This is a genomic window from [Erwinia] mediterraneensis, from assembly GCF_900604315.1.
Lineage (GTDB): Bacteria > Pseudomonadota > Gammaproteobacteria > Enterobacterales > Enterobacteriaceae > Pantoea > Pantoea mediterraneensis_A.
In genome coordinates this window covers 1,442,132-1,461,338 of sequence record NZ_LR026978.1, presented here as the reverse complement: position 1 = coordinate 1,461,338, position 19,207 = coordinate 1,442,132, and the positions used below count along the sequence as shown (strand labels likewise).

At 55.8% G+C, this 19,207-nt stretch carries 15 protein-coding genes; 7 read left to right on the top strand and 8 right to left on the bottom strand.

What is annotated here, in order from left to right:
• Positions 1-19 precede the first annotated feature (19 nt).
• Together E0E17_RS06905 and E0E17_RS06900 are read left to right on the top strand one after the other, a co-directional pair.
• Positions 20-670 (top strand): DUF2931 family protein, encoded by a 651-nt coding sequence (locus tag E0E17_RS06905; RefSeq protein WP_130832805.1) that lies wholly within the window; start codon positions 20-22, stop codon positions 668-670.
• Between the two features lie 69 nt (positions 671-739).
• A complete protein-coding gene (locus tag E0E17_RS06900; RefSeq protein WP_130832803.1) occupies positions 740-1,405 on the top strand; it encodes a DUF2931 family protein in 666 nt (221 codons plus the stop codon).
• A gap of 151 nt (positions 1,406-1,556) precedes the next feature.
• On the opposite strand, the gene glnG is transcribed toward E0E17_RS06900, so the two are convergent.
• The 3 genes from glnG to glnA form a co-directional block, all read right to left on the bottom strand.
• A complete protein-coding gene (gene glnG / locus E0E17_RS06895) occupies positions 1,557-2,966 on the bottom strand; it encodes a nitrogen regulation protein NR(I) (RefSeq protein ID WP_130832801.1) in 1,410 nt (469 codons plus the stop codon).
• 7 nt (positions 2,967-2,973) lie between these two features.
• Positions 2,974-4,023 carry a nitrogen regulation protein NR(II) gene (gene glnL / locus E0E17_RS06890; protein WP_130832799.1) on the bottom strand — a complete coding sequence of 350 codons (1,050 nt, stop codon included), beginning with the start codon at positions 4,021-4,023 and terminating at the stop codon, positions 2,974-2,976.
• Between the two features lie 140 nt (positions 4,024-4,163).
• Positions 4,164-5,573 carry a glutamate--ammonia ligase gene (glnA, locus tag E0E17_RS06885; RefSeq protein ID WP_130832797.1) on the bottom strand — a complete coding sequence of 470 codons (1,410 nt, stop codon included), beginning with the start codon at positions 5,571-5,573 and terminating at the stop codon, positions 4,164-4,166.
• A gap of 436 nt (positions 5,574-6,009) precedes the next feature.
• On the opposite strand from glnA, the gene typA reads away from it, so the two are divergent.
• The 5 genes from typA to fabY all read left to right on the top strand — a co-directional run bounded on the left by typA (position 6,010) and on the right by fabY (position 10,990).
• Entirely contained in the window at positions 6,010-7,833 is a 1,824-nt protein-coding gene (gene typA / locus E0E17_RS06880; protein WP_130832795.1) for a ribosome-dependent GTPase TypA, read from the top strand.
• Between the two features lie 246 nt (positions 7,834-8,079).
• Entirely contained in the window at positions 8,080-8,676 is a 597-nt protein-coding gene (gene yihX, locus E0E17_RS06875) for a glucose-1-phosphatase (RefSeq protein WP_130832793.1), read from the top strand.
• Positions 8,677-8,679: 3 nt separating this feature from the next.
• Positions 8,680-9,549, top strand: coding sequence for a virulence factor BrkB family protein (locus tag E0E17_RS06870; protein WP_130832791.1), 870 nt, complete (start codon positions 8,680-8,682; stop codon positions 9,547-9,549).
• Complete coding sequence (gene dtd / locus E0E17_RS06865; RefSeq protein WP_130832789.1) at positions 9,546-9,983, top strand: D-aminoacyl-tRNA deacylase; 438 nt, start codon at positions 9,546-9,548, stop codon at positions 9,981-9,983. Before E0E17_RS06870 ends, dtd begins: the two co-directional genes overlap by 4 nt.
• A 59-nt stretch (positions 9,984-10,042) precedes the next feature.
• Positions 10,043-10,990, top strand: a complete 948-nt coding sequence (fabY, locus tag E0E17_RS06860) for a fatty acid biosynthesis protein FabY (RefSeq protein WP_130832787.1) — start codon at positions 10,043-10,045, stop codon at positions 10,988-10,990.
• Between the two features lie 38 nt (positions 10,991-11,028).
• Here fabY and E0E17_RS06855 read toward each other — a convergent pair whose 3' ends face one another.
• From E0E17_RS06855 to spoT, 5 genes are all read right to left on the bottom strand, one after another.
• On the bottom strand, positions 11,029-12,708 hold the full coding sequence (locus E0E17_RS06855) for an AsmA family protein (protein WP_130832784.1): 1,680 nt from the start codon (positions 12,706-12,708) through the stop codon (positions 11,029-11,031).
• 129 nt (positions 12,709-12,837) lie between these two features.
• Complete coding sequence (locus tag E0E17_RS06850; RefSeq protein ID WP_130832782.1) at positions 12,838-14,223, bottom strand: nucleobase:cation symporter-2 family protein; 1,386 nt, start codon at positions 14,221-14,223, stop codon at positions 12,838-12,840.
• Positions 14,224-14,311: 88 nt separating this feature from the next.
• Positions 14,312-16,390, bottom strand: coding sequence for an ATP-dependent DNA helicase RecG (gene recG, locus E0E17_RS06845; RefSeq protein ID WP_130832780.1), 2,079 nt, complete (start codon positions 16,388-16,390; stop codon positions 14,312-14,314).
• Positions 16,387-17,082: a tRNA (guanosine(18)-2'-O)-methyltransferase TrmH gene (gene trmH, locus E0E17_RS06840; protein ID WP_130832778.1), complete on the bottom strand. Its 696-nt coding sequence runs from the start codon at positions 17,080-17,082 to the stop codon at positions 16,387-16,389. The genes recG and trmH overlap by 4 nt, the downstream gene beginning before the upstream one ends.
• A 3-nt stretch (positions 17,083-17,085) precedes the next feature.
• Entirely contained in the window at positions 17,086-19,191 is a 2,106-nt protein-coding gene (gene spoT, locus E0E17_RS06835; RefSeq protein ID WP_130832776.1) for a bifunctional GTP diphosphokinase/guanosine-3',5'-bis pyrophosphate 3'-pyrophosphohydrolase, read from the bottom strand.
• Between the last annotated feature and the right edge of the window lie 16 nt (positions 19,192-19,207).

Sequence of the window (19,207 nt, the reverse complement as noted above, 5' to 3'; positions counted from 1 at the left end):
ACATGGATGGCAAGCAAATATGAAACTGAAAAGCGGCGTTACAGCCTGTTTACTGCTGCTGACCGGCTGTCAGGCTGGCGGGCCCGTAACCCCGGAAGATACCGGCGCAATGCCTTACGGAAAATGGGGCTTTGCCTTTTTTACTCCCAGAGCATTGCCTGCTGATGTGAGCTATGTCGCGATGATTGATGCAAAACAGGTGCTCTATACCTGGCACACGCTGGACAGTGTGCAGGAAAACCCTGAAAGCGTAAATGTCTGGAGTAAACGAGTAGGAAGATATACGCAGTTCAATAAAGCGCGCCATCCGCCGGTAGAAATCCTGTTCTGCTGGGATTCGATAATCGATATGAAAACCTATGAAACGCATATCGTGTTCCCGGAAGCGATGCGTCAGAAGATGCTGACGCCCGCCGGTACTGACAGGTTCGGCAACACAGCCTGGTACGATACGGTGTTGTTTGGTCTGGCACCACAGGGGAAGGTACGTATCTGGCTACAGAACAATGCGGGTGACAACCTGCCGGTTGAGCCAGAGAAGATCACCACACTGTCCGGCGAAGCGCTGGATGTCTGCAAAGGCATCTCTGCGCATAAGCAAGGATATAAATATACCCAAACTACCGAAGAATTTATCAAAGGCAAAGCCTACCCCTATGGCACCTGGTAAGCCCGGCACGGTTGTTACAGAAGATAAGCAGGGAAAGACGTCACTGCACTACATGGATGGCAAGCAAATATGAAACTGAAAAGCGGCGTTACAGCCTGTTTACTGCTGCTGACCGGCTGTCAGGCTGGCGGGCCCGTAACCCCGGAAGATACCGGCGCAATGCCTTACGGAAAATGGGGCTTTGCCTTTTTTACTCCCAGAGCATTGCCTGCTGATGTGACCTATGTCGCGATGATTGATGCGAAACAGGTGCTCTATACCTGGCACACGCTGGACAGCGTGCAGGAAAACCCTGAAAGCGTAAATGTCTGGAGTAAACGAGTAGGAAGATATACGCAGTTCAACAAAGCGCGCCATCCGCCGGAAGAAATTCTGTTCTGCTGGGATTCGACGATTGATAGAAAAACTTACGAAACGCATATCATTTTCCCGGAAGCGATGCGTCAGAAGATGCTGACGCCCGCCGGTACTGACAGGTTCGGCAATACAACCTGGTACGATACGGTGCTGTTTGGCCTGGCACCACAGGGGAAGGTACGTATCTGGCTACAGAACAATGCGGGTGACAACCTGCCGGTTGAGCCAGAGAAGATCACGACGCTGTCCGGCGAAGCGCTGGATGTCTGCAAAAGTATCCCTGCGCGCATTGATTTTTCCTACAGCATTCCGGACGGATATGACGCTTTTATCAAAGAATTCATCAAAGGCAAAACCTACCCCTATGGCGACTGGTAAGCCCGGCGCGATATTTTAGCCAGCGATAAAGCAGAGGTAACGGCGGAAGGCGATATTTATTTATCCGGATGCTGCCCGCAGCGAAAACAGACAGCATCCGGTAGCCTGGAGGGAACGTACAGGCCAGATATCACATCCGGCCTGTTACGTGTTACTCCATGCCTAACTCTTTCAGCTTGCGTGTCAGGGTATTGCGTCCCCAGCCCAGCAGCCTGGCCGCTTCCTGCTTGTGCCCCTGGGTATGACGCAGGGCGGTTGTCAACAGCGTGCGTTCCATTTCCGGCTGCGCTTCTGAAAGCAAATTTTGATGACCGGAACGCAGCGCCCGATCGGCCCATTGCGCCAGCAGAGTCGCCCAGCTATCGGGCAGTGACTGCGTGGGGCTTTCCGGCGTACCGGATTCAAACAGCTCAGCCGGAAGATCCTGAATCAGCACTTCCTGACCGGCAGCCATCACCGTCAGCCAGCGACAGGTGTTTTCCAGCTGACGCACATTGCCGGACCAGTGCAGACGTGTCAGCGCCGCTTCGGTTTCCGGGTGCAAAATTTTCGCTTCGACGCCCAGTTCACGGGCCGCAACCTGCAGGAAGTAACGCGCCAGACGCGGAATATCTTCGCGTCGTTCCCGGAGCGGAGGAAGATGAACACGTATCACATTCAGACGATGGAACAGGTCCTCACGAAATTTCCCTTCCTGCACCCGCATTTCCAGGTTCTGGTGCGTTGCGGCGATAATACGCACGTCTACTTTCACCGGCGCATAACCGCCGACGCGATAGAATTGTCCATCAGCAAGCACACGCAGCAGGCGCGTTTGCACATCCAGCGGCATATCACCGATTTCGTCAAGGAACAGGGTGCCGCCATCGGCTTGCTCAAAGCGCCCCTGACGAATCTGATTGGCACCGGTAAATGCCCCTTTCTCATGGCCAAACAGCTCAGACTCGATCAGGTCTTTCGGGATCGCCGCCATATTCAGGGCAATAAAGGGCGCTTTTGCCCGCGGACTGTGGCGATGCAACGCATGAGCCACCAGCTCTTTCCCGGTCCCTGACTCGCCGTTAATCAGCACGCTGATGGAGGAGCGCGACAAACGGCCAATGATACGGAAGACATCCTGCATCGCTGGCGCTTCACCGATGATGTCGGTGGTGGGGCCGCTGACCGGCTGATTACGCGGCTGCTGCTGTTCCTGATAATGGCTGATGGCGCGTTCTACCAGCGCCACCGCTTCATCGATATCAAATGGCTTCGGCAGATAATCAAACGCGCCTTGCTGATAAGCGCTGACCGCCGCATCCAGATCGGAGTGTGCGGTCATGATAATCACCGGTAACATGGGATGGCGTTGCTTAATCTGCTTTAACAGCGCGAGGCCATCCATGCCCGGCATACGAATATCTGACAATAATACGTCCGGGGTTTTGGTGGCCAGCGCATCCAGCACCTCGTTACCGCTGTCAAAGGTGGCGCAGCTTAAACCGGCTCCAGTGAGCGCACGTTCAAGCACCCAGCGGATGGAGCTATCGTCATCGACGATCCAGACTATCCCTCGTTGCATAGAAACCTCACTGGCGAATAGGAAGATAAACCGAGAATTCGGTATGGCCAGGCCAACTGTTAAACTCTATTTTTCCTGAATGCTGATCGATCAAACTGCGGGCAATCGACAAACCGAGGCCGGTACCGCCTTCGCGCCCGCTAACCATGGGATAGAACAGCGTATCCTGTAACTGCGCCGGAATACCGGGACCATCATCTTCAATATCGATGCGTGCCACCAGGCGGTAGCGCACGCCGTGCAGCGTTAACTGAAAGGCCGTACGGGTGCGTAAAATAATGGTGCCGCCTTCTTCGCCCAGCGCCTGTAGCGCATTGCGCACCACGTTCAGCAACACCTGCTCAATTTGATCCGGGTCATGGGGCAGTTCCGGCAGGCTGGGATCGTAATCCCGTACCAGCGACACATTGTCCGGCAACTCCATCGACACCAGATTTACCACCCGTTCAGCCACCTGATGAATGCTTTGTGTCACATGCATTCCCGGCTGCTGGGGGCCGAGCAAGCGGTCGACCAGGTTTCGCAACCGGTCCGCCTGCTCAATAATCACTTTGGTATATTCATTCAGGGACGGGTCAGGCAAGGCGCGGGAAAGCAGCTGCGCCGCGCCGCGTAAACCGCCGAGCGGATTTTTGATTTCATGTGCCAGACCGCGTACCAAATCACGTGCGGCAACCTGCTGCGCGTGCTGAATCTGTTCCTGACTGAGGCGACGCTGATTATCCATCGGTGCCATCTCCAGCAGAATTAAGCCATCGGGCAGACGCTGTGCCGTGGTCGACATAATATGCGCCCGGCCATCCACCACCAGGGTTACTTCGCTGTCGGTAAAGCCCTGGCCAGCCGCAAGACTCTCGCGCATTACCTCAATATTCAGCGAAAAGTAGCCGATGAGCTCAGGCAGCGGCGAGCCGAATAATTTACGTGAACTTTGCGCCAGTAATTGCTGTGCGGCCGGATTAGCGTAATGAATCACCAGCTCGTCATCGACCAGCAAAATACTGTTAATCAGAGAATTGAGAATCTGCCCAGCATCGGGCAGTGTGCCAGTTGCCATACAGCGTTCCTCTGCACCAATTTGGTGCATTATAGTCTTTGAGCCTGCGGCTCGTCATATGACCGGTGAATTCGTGGAGAAAAAAGCCCATCCGAAGATGGGCTGAAAGTTTCCACGGCAACAAAAAACGTCAAACCAGATTAAACGCTGTAATAAAGCTCAAACTCTACCGGGTGCGGCGTCATACGAACGCGGTCATTTTCAGACTTACGCAGTTCAATATAGGCGTCGATAGCATCGTCAGTGAACACACCGCCACGGGTCAGGAACTCGCGGTCTTCGTTCAGGGCGTTCAGTGCTTCTTCCAGTGAGCCTGCCACTTTTGGAATCTCAGCTTCTTCTTCCGGCGGCAGGTCATACAGGTTTTTGTCCATCGCATCGCCCGGGTGGATCTTGTTGATGATGCCATCCAGGCCAGCCATCAGCAGTGCGGTGAAGGCCAGGTACGGGTTAGCAGCCGGATCCGGGAAGCGCGCTTCGATACGACGTGCTTTCGGGCTGGCAACTACCGGGATACGGATAGAGGCGGAACGGTTACGGGCAGAGTAAGCCAGCATAACCGGTGCTTCATAACCCGGAACCAGACGTTTGTAAGAGTTAGTTGTCGGGTTCGCCAGGGCGTTGATTGCTTTAGCGTGCTTGATGACACCGCCAATGTAGAACAGGGCAGTTTCAGACAGGCCGCCGTATTTGTCGCCAGCGAACAGGTTAGTGCCGCCTTTTGACAGTGACATGTGGCAGTGCATACCGGAACCGTTATCGCCAAACATTGGCTTCGGCATGAAGGTCGCAGTTTTGCCGTAGGCGTGCGCAACGTTGTGCACGACATATTTGTAAATCTGAATTTCGTCCGCTTTTTTGGTCATGGTGTTGAAGCGGGTAGCCACTTCGTTCTGACCTGCGGTCGCAACTTCATGGTGGTGAGCTTCAACTACCAGGCCCATCTGCTCCATGGTCAGACACATGGCAGAACGGATGTCCTGTGAAGAGTCAACCGGCGGTACCGGGAAGTAACCCCCTTTCAGACCCGGACGGTGACCTTTGTTGCCACCTTCGTACTCTTTACCGGTGTTCCAGGCCGCTTCGATATCATCGATAGCGACGTGAGAACCGGACGTTGAAGAGCCAAAACGGATGTCATCGAACAGGAAGAATTCCGGCTCAGGTCCAAACAGAACGGTGTCCGCGATGCCGGAAGCGCGCAGGAAATCTTCTGCACGTTTAGCGATGGAACGCGGATCGCGATCGTAGCCCTGCATGGTGCCCGGCTCGAGGATGTCACAGCGGATGATCAGGGTCGGATCTTCGAAGAAGGGATCCATTACTGCGGTAGTCGCATCCGGCATCAGCACCATGTCTGACTCGTTAATGCCTTTCCAGCCGCCGATGGAAGAGCCATCGAACATTTTGCCTTCTTCGAAGAAGTCAGCGTTAACCTGGTGCGCAGGAATAGTAACGTGCTGTTCTTTACCTTTGGTATCGGTAAAACGCAGGTCAACAAACTTAACTTCATGCTCGTTCATCATCGAGAGAACGTGTTCAGCAGACATACTCAACTCTCCTGGATATATCATTGTTGTCGTGGTTAGAGAACTTAGTTAGCTGGAATGCGTAACGAGGCGCATACACTTTCTGAACAAAGATCTCGACAAGCTGTTTCAACCGTTGTGTAACTGTCGTTTTCGCTTGTGATGAATAAAGCGAATTCTGTGCCAACTTTTTCAGAGCGGCTAAAATGGCGCTTTCAGACGTGCTGGCGTCCTGCAACAGCTGCACCACCATGGATACAGTGCACTAAAATGGTGCCAATGGCGAACTGTTGAGCACTTTTTTGGTGCAAATTTATCCTGCTGTGCACTTTTTGCACTATAAAGGAGGCTAAAAAGGTGAGATGCGATAAACTTTCAGTGAAAACTGTGATCGTGTTCAGTCTTTCGCTTAATCCGTGTACAATAGCGCGCTATTTCTAATGCCTGAGGCAAAGCTGTGATCGAAAATTTGCGTAACATCGCCATTATCGCGCACGTTGACCATGGTAAGACCACCCTGGTTGACAAACTGCTGCAACAATCTGGTACCTTCGGCGAACGCGCCGAAGCGACCGAGCGCGTAATGGACTCCAACGATTTGGAGAAAGAGCGTGGAATTACCATCCTCGCAAAAAATACCGCCATCAAATGGAACGACTACCGTATCAACATCGTAGATACCCCGGGACATGCTGACTTCGGTGGTGAGGTTGAGCGTGTAATGTCCATGGTGGATTCGGTTCTGCTGGTTGTCGATGCGATGGACGGCCCGATGCCGCAAACGCGTTTCGTGACCAAGAAAGCTTTCGCCCATGGCCTGAAGCCCATTGTGGTAATCAACAAGGTTGACCGTCCGGGCGCGCGTCCTGACTGGGTTGTCGATCAGGTGTTTGACCTGTTTGTTAACCTCGACGCTACCGATGAGCAGCTCGACTTTCCGATTATCTATGCGTCTGCGCTGCAGGGTATCGCGGGTAATGACCATTCAGATATGGCCGAAGACATGACGCCGCTGTATGAAGCGATCGTTAAGCACGTGCCGGCTCCGAACGTTGACCTGGATGGCCCGCTGCAGATGCAGATCTCTCAGCTGGACTACAACAACTATCTGGGTGTAATCGGCATTGGCCGCATCAAGCGCGGCAAAATCAAGCCGAACCAGCAGGTGACCATCGTCGACAGCGAAGGGAAAACCCGTAACGGTAAAGTCGGTAAAGTGCTGGGCCATCTGGGCCTGGAGCGTATCGATACTGAGCTGGCAGAAGCGGGCGACATCGTCGCGATTACCGGTCTGGGCGAACTGAACATCTCCGATACCATTTGCGATACGCAAAATGTTGAAGCGCTGCCTGCGCTGAGCGTGGATGAGCCGACTGTAACCATGTTCTTTAACGTCAACACCTCACCGTTCTGCGGTAAAGAAGGTAAGTACGTAACTTCACGTCAGATCCTTGAGCGTCTGCGTAAAGAGCTGGTGCACAACGTGGCGCTGCGCGTTGAAGAGACCGAAGACGCGGATGCGTTCCGTGTGTCAGGCCGTGGTGAACTGCACTTGTCTGTGCTGATCGAAAACATGCGTCGTGAAGGTTTCGAGCTGGCCGTGTCCCGTCCGAAAGTTATCTTCCGTGAAGTGGATGGCCGTAAACAAGAGCCGTTTGAAAACGTGACGCTGGATATCGAAGAACAGCATCAGGGCGCGGTCATGCAGGCGATGGGCGAACGTAAAGCCGACATGAAAAACATGGATCCGGATGGTAAAGGCCGCGTACGTCTCGACTACGTGATCCCAAGCCGTGGTCTGATCGGCTTCCGTAACGAGTTCATGACCATGACCTCTGGTACGGGTCTGCTTTATTCCACCTTCAGCCACTACGACGACGTGCGTCCGGGCGAAGTGGGCCAGCGTCAGAACGGCGTACTGATCTCTAACGGTCAGGGTAAAGCGGTAGCCTTTGCGCTGTTTGGTCTGCAGGATCGCGGTAAGCTGTTCCTGGGTCATGGTGCGGAAGTGTATGAAGGCCAGATCATCGGTATTCACAGCCGTTCTAACGACCTGACGGTTAACTGTCTGACCGGTAAAAAACTCACCAACATGCGTGCTTCCGGTACTGACGAAGCCACCACCCTGGTTCCGCCGATCAAGATGACCCTTGAGCAGGCGATTGAGTTTATTGATGATGATGAACTGGTTGAAGTTACGCCGACTTCCGTGCGTATCCGTAAACGTCATCTGACCGAGAACGATCGTAAGCGTGCTTCACGCGGCAGCAAAGAAGCTTAATTCTTCTGTTTCCGTGATGCAAAAGCCCCGCTCTGGCGGGGCTTTTTTATGCCTGTCACTTTCCCGCTGAGCAGCGGATCACTCTCCATTATCCCCGTTGCGCTGACTGACACTGGCTGTGCCGTTTCTCCTTAACGTCACAATTCTGCTGCATATTCCAGTTTCCATTTTTCTCCCCCGACCCGCCTGTTCAGCGTCTTGTTTTGCCGCTAGAGTGAATGATCCAGGGAACAGAAGGAGTAGGTCATGCTGTATATTTTTGATTTAGGCAATGTCATTGTTGATATCGATTTTAACCGCGTGTTGGGAGTCTGGAGCGACCTGAGCCGCATGCCGCTGGCGCAGTTGAAAAGCCGGTTCCGGATGGATGAGGCCTTTGAACAACATGAGCGTGGCGAGATCAGTGATGAAGAGTTTGCCGCCTTGCTCTGTGGGCAGCTGGATGTGGCGCTGAGCTATGAACAGTTTACGGCGGGCTGGCAGGCGCTCTTTGTCGGGGTGCGCAACGATACGCTGTCCCTGATAAAACAACTGCGCGCGCAGGGACATCGGGTGGTGATTCTCTCCAATACCAACCAACTCCACTGCACCTTCTGGCCCACGCAATACCCGGAAATCCAGCAGGCGGTTGATAAAATCTATCTCTCGCAGGAACTGGGCATGCGCAAGCCGGAGGCGCGTATCTATCAGCACGTACTGCAGGAGGAGGGGTTCAGTGCCGATCAGGCTGTGTTCTTCGATGATAATCAGGCCAATGTCGAAGCCGCGCGAGCGCTGGGAATTGAAAGCGTCCTGGTAACTGACAACAAAACGGTTCCGGGCTGGTTTGCCGGTCACCTCTGATTTATGCGCTTACGACACCTGCGCCACTCAGCACATGCCTTCTTGCGCTGGCTCAGACTGCTGTGGCATCGCATTAATGACGATGGTATGACGACGCAGGCGGGCAATCTCGCCTTTGTGTCGTTACTGGCGCTGGTGCCGTTGGTGGCAGTGGTTTTCTCGTTATTTGCCGCCTTCCCGGTCTTTTCTGAAATCAGCGTACAGCTGAAAAACTTTATTTTTAATAACTTCATGCCCGCGGCCGGCAATATCCTGCAGCGCTATCTCGAACAGTTTGTCGCCAACGTCAATAAAATGACGGCGGTCGGCGCGGTAGGGTTAATCGTAACGGCGCTGCTGCTGATGCACAGCGTGGATACGGCACTGAATGAAATCTGGCGTAGCCATAAAAAGCGGCCGCTGGTTTACTCTTTTGCCGTCTACTGGATGATTTTGACCCTCGGGCCGCTGCTGGCCGGGGCGAGCCTGGCGATCAGTTCTTATCTGCTCTCGCTGCGCTGGGTGAACGAATCGGGTGTGACCAGCCTGATCGACCAGGTCCTGCGTGTTTTTCCGTTGCTGCTGTCATGGCTGGCGTTCTGGTTGCTTTACAGCATTGTTCCCACGCGCCGCGTGCCGCCACGAGATGCCCTGGTGGGGGCGCTGGTGGCCGGACTGCTGTTTGAAGCAGGAAAAAAAGCGTTCGCGCTCTATGTTACGATGTTTCCCTCTTATCAGTTAATTTACGGCGTGCTGGCAGTCATCCCGATTCTGTTTCTGTGGGTCTACTGGACCTGGTGTATCGTCTTGTTGGGCGCCGAAATCACTGTAACCCTGGATGACTATCGTCAGTTAAAACAGCAGGAACAAGAAAAAGAACGAGAGGAAACATGATTGCTTTGATTCAACGCGTGTTGAACGCCAGCGTTACTGTCGACAATAGCGTAACGGGCGAAATTGGGGCCGGTCTGCTGATTCTGTTGGGGGTCGAGCGGGGCGATGACGAAAAACGTGCCGAACGGCTGGCAGAACGGGTGCTGGGATACCGCATCTTCAGCGATGAAAATGGCAAGATGAATCTCAACGTCCAGCAGGCGGGCGGCAGTGTACTGGTGGTTTCGCAATTTACCCTGGCCGCCGATACGCAGAAAGGGATGCGCCCGTCCTTTTCAGGCGGCGCCGAGCCCGCAGAGGCGGAGCGCCTTTATCACTATTTCAGTGACTGCTGCCGTAAGCAGGGTATTATCACGGCAAATGGCCGTTTCGCCGCCGATATGAAAGTGGCGCTGGTCAATGATGGTCCGGTCACCTTTTGGTTGCAGGTGTGAGGTTATCAGCCGAGCGGCAAGGGATCAGCCACGCAAGCTCCGAACGGGAGAAACACTATATGTATCACCTTCGTGTACCGCAAACGGCAGAGGAGCTGGAGATTTACTACCAGTTTCGCTGGGAGATGTTACGCAAACCGCTGCGTCAGCCGCCGGGTTCTGAACGTGACGCCTGGGATGCGCTGGCGCACCATCAGATGGTGGTGGACGAACAGGGCAATCCGGTTGCCATCGGGCGCCTGTATATCAATGCTGACAACGAGGCGGCAATTCGTTTCCTTGCCGTGCACCCTTCTGTACAGGGCAAAGGTCTGGGCACGCTGGTGGCGATGACGCTGGAGTCCGTGGCCCGCCAGGAAGGGGCCAAACGAGTAACCTGCAGCGCACGTGAGGATGCGGTGGAGTTCTTTGCCAAACTGGGGTACGTCAATCAGGGCGAAATTACTGCGCCGCAATCTGCACCGGTACGCCATTATCTGATGATCAAACCGGTGGTGACGCTGGATGATATATTGCATCGTGCTGACTGGTGCGGACAGTTGCAGCAAGCCTGGTATGATCATATCCCCCTGAGCGAAAAAATGGGGGTGCGCATTCTGCAATATACCGGGCAGAAATTTATTACCACGATGCCGGAAACCGGTAATCAGAACCCTCACCATACCCTTTTTGCCGGTAGCCTGTTCTCGCTGGCCACGCTTACCGGCTGGGGTCTGATCTGGCTGCTGCTGCGGGAGCGCCATCTGGGTGGTACTATTATTCTGGCAGATGCCCATATTCGTTACAGTAAACCGATCAGCGGACGGCCCGGCGCTATTGCCGATCTCGGTTCGCTGAGTGGCGATCTTGATCGTCTGGCGCGCGGTCGTAAGGCGCGCGTGCAGCTGAAAGTGGAGCTGTACGGGAATGAAGAGTGCGGTGCGGTGTTTGATGGCGTATACATCGTGTTGCCCGCCGACCCTGACGAGCCGCTGGAAGAGGGCGGCTCAGGCGCCAGAATCGACTGAGCCACGCAGGGGAGAGGCTGACAAGCGTCAGCCTCTTGTTACTCTACCTCTCCGGCGCGCAGGCGTTGCTGCAACGACTGCGTCTCGGTGATGACCTCAAGGGTCGCGTTCACGGTCGGGCGCAGCGGTGAGGCCGCAGAGAGCGCGCCCTGCAATTGCAGTTGCAAATTGCTGTCACCGCTCAGCGGTAATGTCGGCCATCCCCAGTTATGCAGGATATTCACCGGCACGGCCTGGCCCTTGAGATTAAGCGTGAGCGGACGCTCAGGCTGCTGACCCACAGTTGCGGAGCCTTCCAGCAGCCCCTGAGCGCTGAAAGCGCTCAGTTCGGTCACGTGAATTTGCTGCTCGTCTGCGTTCAGCGCCAGCGACGGATGACGCAAATCGGTGCGGTTAAAGGTGGCGGCGGCAGCGTTAAAACTCGCCTGCCCGGCCCAGATGCCCCACTGATGCTGGCGGGCCAGCAACAGGTTTCTGCCGTTGCCATCCAGCGCCGTCATCTGGAACGGGAAAGCCGGGTTGATATCAATAATCAGGTTGCGATTGGCGCTCAGCTTCTTCACCAGCACGCTATCCAGCCAGTCGGGTAGTGGCGCCAGCCAGCGATCGCGCCAGGTCTGCGGCAGCGTATACTCCAGCCCGGCGACAGCCAGATCGTCCAGTGTCAGACGTTTATCGGCGCGCGTCCAGCTGCCGGAAGCACGCAGTACCCCCTCCGCCCAGCGTGAACTGAACTGCTGTAAATCAACGCCTTGTGGCGAGAAGCTGGCGTTGAGAATAGGATCGATCAGTTCAAAGCTGCCGTTAATAAAGTTGCTGGCATTCATCGCCAGGGTGCCATCTTCACTCTGCCAGTCATTGGCGCGCCAGGTAATATTTTTCAGCGTCAGATCGAGGTCAGTCACCGCCCAGTCGGGCCCCTGCAGACGGGCATTGGTCATATCCAGCCGCGAAATTTCAATCGAAGGCAGATCGCGCAGCGGTTGTAAAAACGCGCCCAGGCTCTGAGCTGTCTGCAGCCGGATATCATTCAGGCGCAGATTGCTGATTTTCCAGTTGCCGCCCGCATCGCGCTCACCGTTACCGGTCAGAGATCCGCGTGCCAGGTCGGCACCCACATTGGAGAGCACCAGGCGGTTATGATCCACGCTGCCCTGAATCAGCACATTGGTGCCGGGTACGCCATTCAGGGTCAGGCGGCTGGCGCTCATCTGGAACTGGCTGTTGCTGCCCAGCATATCGTTCATTACCGGCTTCCATGGCATCAGGCCGCCATACACCTGCTCCGCCTGTAACGGCAGACGGCTGCGCGGACTATCGATACGTACATTGCTGAGCTGCAGGCGATTCGCCTGCAGCGGCAAGCCCTTATCTGCCTTCAGGTTAGCAAGACTCACCATGCCGTCACGCAGCTCAATGCTGCCAAAATGCAGCGGATCGCTGAACTGTCTCAGCGTCAGGCCGAGATCGAGACGCTTAGCCAGCGCCACGGCGGGCTGACCATCGTAACCAAAGCTGAAATCGCTGAGCAGTACGTGGGAGGGAGAGGAGAAGTTATGCTCAATCTTACTGACAGAGAGATGCCATGCGGTTTTATCGCTCACCCAGCGGCTGAGCCAGCCTGCACCCCATTGGGTTTGCAACAGCACATAGATAACCACCAGGCAGAGCAGTATCAGTAGCAGTAAGGTAAGGAGAACTCTTCCAATAAATTTCATCTCATCCATCCCGATTAAGCCGGTCTGAGGTTGTTATGCCTGAATTACCGTTATAGCTCAACAGCCTGGATGTAAAGTCGGATAAATAGAGGGCAGGAAGGCAAGGCAGGCCGGAGCCTGCCGGTAAAATCATTTTTCCTGAGGGAAAATCAGATTCAGGAGGATAGCGGTAATACCACCTGCGGCAATGCCGGAGGAAAGCAGTGTTTTCAGCCACTCCGGCGCAAACTGCAGGATCAGCGGTTGCTGCGAAACCCCCAGTCCGACCGCCAGCGACAGGGCGATAATCATGATGGCGCGGCGGTTCAGGGCTTCCCGTGACACAATGCGTACGCCCGAGGCGGCAATGGTGCCGAACATTACAATGGTCGCGCCGCCCAGCACCGGTTCCGGAATATGCTGCACAAAACCGCTCACCGCCGGGAACAGTCCCAGCAGGATCAGCAACAGGGCAACCACAAAACCGACATAACGACTGGCCACGCCGGTAAGTTGAATCACGCCATTATTTTGTCCGAAGCAGGAGTTAGGAAAGGTATTAAACAGGGCGGATACAAAGGAGTTGAGCCCGTTGGCCAGCACGCCTCCTTTCAGGCGCTTCATATAAAGCGGCCCGCGTACGGGTTGCTCAGACACATCGGAGGTTGCTGTAATATCGCCAATGGTTTCCAGTGAGGTCACCATAAAAACCAGCATCAACGGGATAAGCAGATTCCAGTCGAAGCCGAGTCCGTAATAGAGCGGCGTAGGGATCGCCACCAGCGGCGCGCTCTCTGTGGCGCTGCTTTCAGGCAGCATGTCGAGCAGCCAGGCCAGCAGATAGCCAGCGGCCATGGCGATAACCAGCGATGCAACGCGCAACCAGGGATTGCGCTGGCGGTTCAGCAGGATAATTACCGCCAGTACCATACCGGCCAGCAGTAAATTTTTCGGGGCGCCGAAGCTGTGATCGTTGAGCGCGGCAAAGCCGCCGCCGATAGAGGTCAATCCCACCTGAATCAGCGACAGGCCAATAATCATCACCACGATGCCGGAGACCAGCGGCGTAATAATGCGGCGGGCAAGATGCAGCACGCGTGACAGCACCATTTCGGTACAGGAGGCGACCATCAGCGTACCGAACAGCGCTGCCATCATGGCAGGCACATCCGCGCCGCCATTCTTCAGCGCCAGCCCGCCCATAATCAGCGGCGTCACAAAGTTAAAGCTGGTGCCCTGAATCGAGAGCAGCCCTGAACCCACCGGTCCCCAGGTTTTGATTTGTAACAGCGAGGCGACGCCGGAAGCGAACAGCGACATGCTGATAATATGCTGCGTATCCCGGGCGGGCAGACCCAGCGCCTGACAGATCAGCAGGGCCGGGGTAATCACCGCCACGAACATCGCCAGCAGATGCTGGCAGGCGGCAAACAGGGTCTGCGGTAGCGGTGGGCGATCGTCAAGGCGATAAATCAGTTCACTTTTCGTCTGGGCGGGGGTGCCGGAGGCAGCGACATGCTGGGGATTGACGGACATTTTCTCTGTTCCCGAAAAACAAAGTGGCGATTTTAATCATCTGCCGGGCAAAAGCAAACGTTTGCTAAGCCAGGCGTAAAAGAAGTCATCAGACGTTGGTGTAGCGCTCGGTTTCCGGCAGCCAGCGCTCAATCAGCGCTTCAGCCTGTTCCGGATAGTGCTGATGAATATGGCGGGCTACGCGCTGCACTTCAGGAACCATGGCCTGATCGCGCAACAGGTCAGCCACCTTAAACTCCGCATTGCCGGTCTGACGCGTACCCAGCAGCTCGCCGGGGCCGCGGATTTCTAAATCGTGCTGGGCGATAACGAAGCCATCATTGCTGTCGCGTAGCACCTGCAGACGTCTCTGCGCTGTTTTGCTGAGCGGCGCTTTGTAGAGCAGTACACAATGCGATGCAACCGCGCCGCGGCCAACGCGGCCACGCAGCTGATGCAGCTGCGCCAGCCCCAGTCGCTCCGGATTCTCAATAATCATCAGGCTGGCGTTGGGCACGTCAACGCCGACTTCAATCACAGTGGTCGCCACCAGCAGCTGCAACTGATTCAGCTTGAAGGCCTGCATCACTTGCTGTTTCTCGGCGGGCTTCATGCGCCCATGTACCAGACCGATATTCAGGTCGGGCAGCAGATTCTTCAACTCCTCCCAGGTCGCTTCCGCAGCCTGGGCTTCCAGCAGCTCCGACTCCTCAATCAGCGTACAGACCCAGTAAGCCTGACGTCCTTCCTGACAGGCATGCTGAACGCGGGTGATAATCTCGCTGCGGCGGCTGTCGGGAATGGCCACGGTAGTGACTGGCGTACGGCCTGGCGGCAGTTCATCAATGGTTGAGGTGTCGAGATCGGCATAGGCGGTCATGGCCAGTGTACGCGGGATGGGGGTCGCCGTCATGATCAGCTGGTGAGGATGAAATCCCTGTTCTTCCCCTTTCTCCCACAGGGCCAGGCGCTGATGCACGCCAAAACGGTGCTGCTCATCAATAATCACCAGGGCGAGGCCGTTAAACTGCACCTGCTCCTGAAACAGCGCATGGGTGCCGACAACCATAGCGACCTGACCGCTGGCGATCGCCTCCTGTTGCGCCTGACGCGCTTTCCCTTTCTGCTTGCCTGCCAGCCAGCCCACCTCAAGCCCCAGCGGCGCAAACCACTGGCGGAAGTTATTCGCGTGCTGCTCTGCCAGCAGTTCAGTCGGGGCCATCAGCGCGACCTGTTTGCCATAAGCAATGACGTTCAGGGCTGCCAGCGCCGCCACCAGCGTTTTGCCTGAGCCAACGTCGCCCTGTACCAGACGCATCATGGGGAAGTCATTCGCCAGGTCGCGTTCGATTTCTGCCACGACGCGGCGCTGCGCATTAGTGGGAGAAAAGGGCAGCGCCGCCAGCAGTTTATCGCTCAGCGTATGGCAGGAGGGCATGGACAAGGCATGATAGCGCTGCGCGCCAGCGCGGACCGCCAGCATGCTGAGGTTATGCGCCAGCAGCTCCTCCAGAATCAGACGTCGCTGGGCCGGATGCTGCCCACTCTCCAGTTCGCTGAGTTTCAGGTCCGGCGGTGGTCGGTGCAGAATACGTAACGCCTCCGGCAGACTGATTAGCCCACGGCTCAGCTCAGGCGGCAGCAACTCGGCGATCGGACAGTTTTCCAGCAGGGTCAGCGCCTGGTCAGTGAGGTTGCGCAGCGTAGCCTGACGTATCCCTTCCGTGGTGGGGTAGACCGGCGTCAGCGTCTCCTGCAGCTCAACGCCGCCATGCTCGCCCTGCAAGCGATATTCCGGATGGATCATCTCTGCCCCGCGCTGGCCGCGTTTGATTTCACCGTAAGCGGTGACGCGTCGGCCTGGCGCCAGGCTGTTTTTCATACCGGCGTTAAAGTTGAAAAAGCGCATGGTGAGCAGGCCGCTGCCATCGCTAATCTGACAAACCATCATACGGCGACGGCCAAAAGTCACGTCGGTATGCAGCACCTCGCCTTCGACGGTGGCCCAGATGCCCGGCAGCAGATCGTTAATCGCATAAAGGTGGGTGCGGTCTTCGTAGCGCAGCGGCAGATGCAGCAGCAGATCCTGGAGGGTATACAGGCCAAGTTTGGCGAGCCTGGCGGCCTGACTGGCGCCGACGCCGGTCAGAGTGCTGAGCGGAATGGCATCCAGCAGGCGGCCTTTCATTTTTTGCCCGTTGCTTGCATGGTCGCCCACCAGCTGGGGTCGGCTTCAACTTCCCCCTGCGCATTGATATGCGGATAGGGAAGACCTTTCTGCCGCGCTACGCGCGCCAGTACCGGATAGCCGCCTTCAAACAGCAAACGCTGCTGTTCATTCTCATCCAGCAGGCTGTGATCGCGCTGATACATACCAGCATTTTGCCGCTGGCGTTGCGCTTCATACAGAATGAGCGCCGATGCCACCGAGACGTTCAGTGACTGCACCATGCCCACCATAGGAATAATAATATCTTGATCGGCCAGCGCCAGCGCCTCTTCGGTGATACCGGTTTTCTCTTGTCCCATCAGGATACAGGTAGGCTGGGTATAGTCGATTTCGCGGAAATCAACGGCCTTCGCGGAGAGATGAGTCGCCAGTACCTGCATCTTTTGTCCCTTGAGATGGCCAACGGCCTCGCCAATGGTGCGATGGGTGGTAACTTTGACCCAGCTATTACTGCCTGCGGAAGAGGAAACCACGGTGCGCATGCGCTGGCTGGGCCAGACGGCATGCACCTCATGAATACCCACGGCATCGGCGGTACGAATCACGGCAGAGACGTTGTGCGGCTTATGCACCTGTTCCATGCACACCGTGAGATCGTGCTGGCGCAGGGCCAGCATCTCGCGTATACGAGCAAAACGTTGAGCGTTCATGCACTAATTACGGTTTCGGTGAACTTTAATCACATCCGGCATTACACGTATTTTGCGCATAATGTTCGCCAGATGGACGCGATCGTGAGCGGTTAAGCGGATAAAAGCGCTGTATACGCGGCCATCACGCTCTTCCGTATTAAGGCTCTGAATATTGGAGCCGGCAGTATTGATCGCTGCGGTCAGGTTAGCCAGTGCGCCCTGGTGGTTAAACATATCCACTTTGATTTCGGCGACAAATTCCTGATCGGTCACTTTATCCCATTCAACCGGCATAAATTTCTCCGGCTCTTTCTGGTAACCACGAATATTACGACAGGATTCGTGATGCACCACCAGGCCTTTGCCCGGACTGACATGCGCCACGATCGGGTCACCAGGAATAGGACGGCAGCACTTGGCAAAAGTAATGAGTACGCCATCTGCGCCCTTGATCGGCAGCTTGCTGCGTTTGTTGCTGGTCAGCTTCGCGGTACCCGACTGGAGCAGATTTTTAGCGATTACCACGCTCATGGCGTTGCCAAGCCCGATCTCCGCCAGCAGATCATCCAGGCTGGCGAGCTTCATACGCTCCAGCTCCTGCTGAATGTTCTCCGGCGGAATTTCTGCCAGTTTGCGACTGCCGCCCAGTGCATGGCTGAGCAGGCGGCGACCCAGGTTAACCGAATCTTCCCGCTTCAGGTTTTTCAGCAGCTGACGAATCTTGGCGCGCGCTTTTGAGCTGACCACAAAGTTGAGCCAGGCGGCATTAGGACGGGCGCCTGGCGCAGTAATAATTTCCACCGTCTGACCGCTGGCCAGCGGTTGCGAAAGCGGGTAGGGCTGACGATCGACGCGCGCGCCCACGCAGGCATGCCCAATGTCGGTATGCACGGCATAAGCGAAGTCAACGGGCGTCGCACCGGCGGGCAGTTCAACAATACGGCCTTCCGGAGTGAAAACGTAAATCTCATCAGGGAAAAGATCGGATTTTACGCTCTCGATAAATTCAAAGGAGTTGCCTGCGCTCTGCTGCAGCTCCAGCAGGCTCTGCAGCCAGCGTTGAGCACGGATCTGGGCGGTGGTGCCGCTTTCACCGGCCTGTTTATAGGCCCAGTGCGCCGCAACCCCCATTTCAGCCATCTGATCCATATCTTCGGTACGGATCTGTACTTCTACCGGCACGCCGTGCGGGCCGATCATCGAAGTATGCAGCGACTGATAGCCGTTGGCCTTCGGGATAGCGATATAATCTTTGACGCGTCCGGGACGCGGCTTATACAGGCTGTGCATCTGACCGAGCACGCGATAACAGGTATCCACATCCTTCACAATCACGCGAAAGGCATAAATGTCCATGATCGAGTGAAATCGCTGCTCTTTCAGCGTCATTTTACGGTAGATAGAGTAGAGATGTTTCTCACGTCCACTGACGCGACAGCCGATGCCCGCTTCCTGCAGCCGGCCATCGATTTCCGCAAGGATCTTCTGAATCATCTCCTTACGGTTGCCGCGTGCCGCCTTCACCACCTCTTTGATGACACGATAGCGATTCGGATACAGCGCTTCGAAACCCAGCTCTTCCAGCTCAGTTTTCAGGTGATGAATACCCAGGCGATGAGCCAGCGGGCTATAAATTTCCAGGGTTTCCAGCGCAATGCGGCGACGCTTGTCCGGGCGCAGGGCGCCCAGCGTGCGCATATTATGGGTGCGGTCCGCCAGCTTGATCAGAATGACGCGGATATCCTGCACCATCGCCATGATCATCTTGCGGAAGTTTTCGGCCTGCGCCTCTTTCTTGTCGCGGAATTTCAGCTTGTCGAGCTTGGAAACGCCTTCCACCAGTTCGGCAACGCTTTTGCCGAACAGCTGTTCCATATCCTGGTAGGTTGCAGCGGTGTCTTCAATGACGTCGTGCAGCAGCGCGGCCATGAGGGTTTCATGATCCAGCTTCATCTCCGCCAGAATGCAGGCGACTGCAACCGGATGGGTGATATAAGGCTCGCCGCTGGAGCGTGTCTGTCCCTCGTGAGCATCACGCGCGACAAGGTAAGCTTGCTTGAGGCGCTTAATCTGGTCCTCAGGCAAGTATTTTTCAATCAGCTGATTGAGACTTTCGAACAGATACAAGGTTAACCTGCAAGGT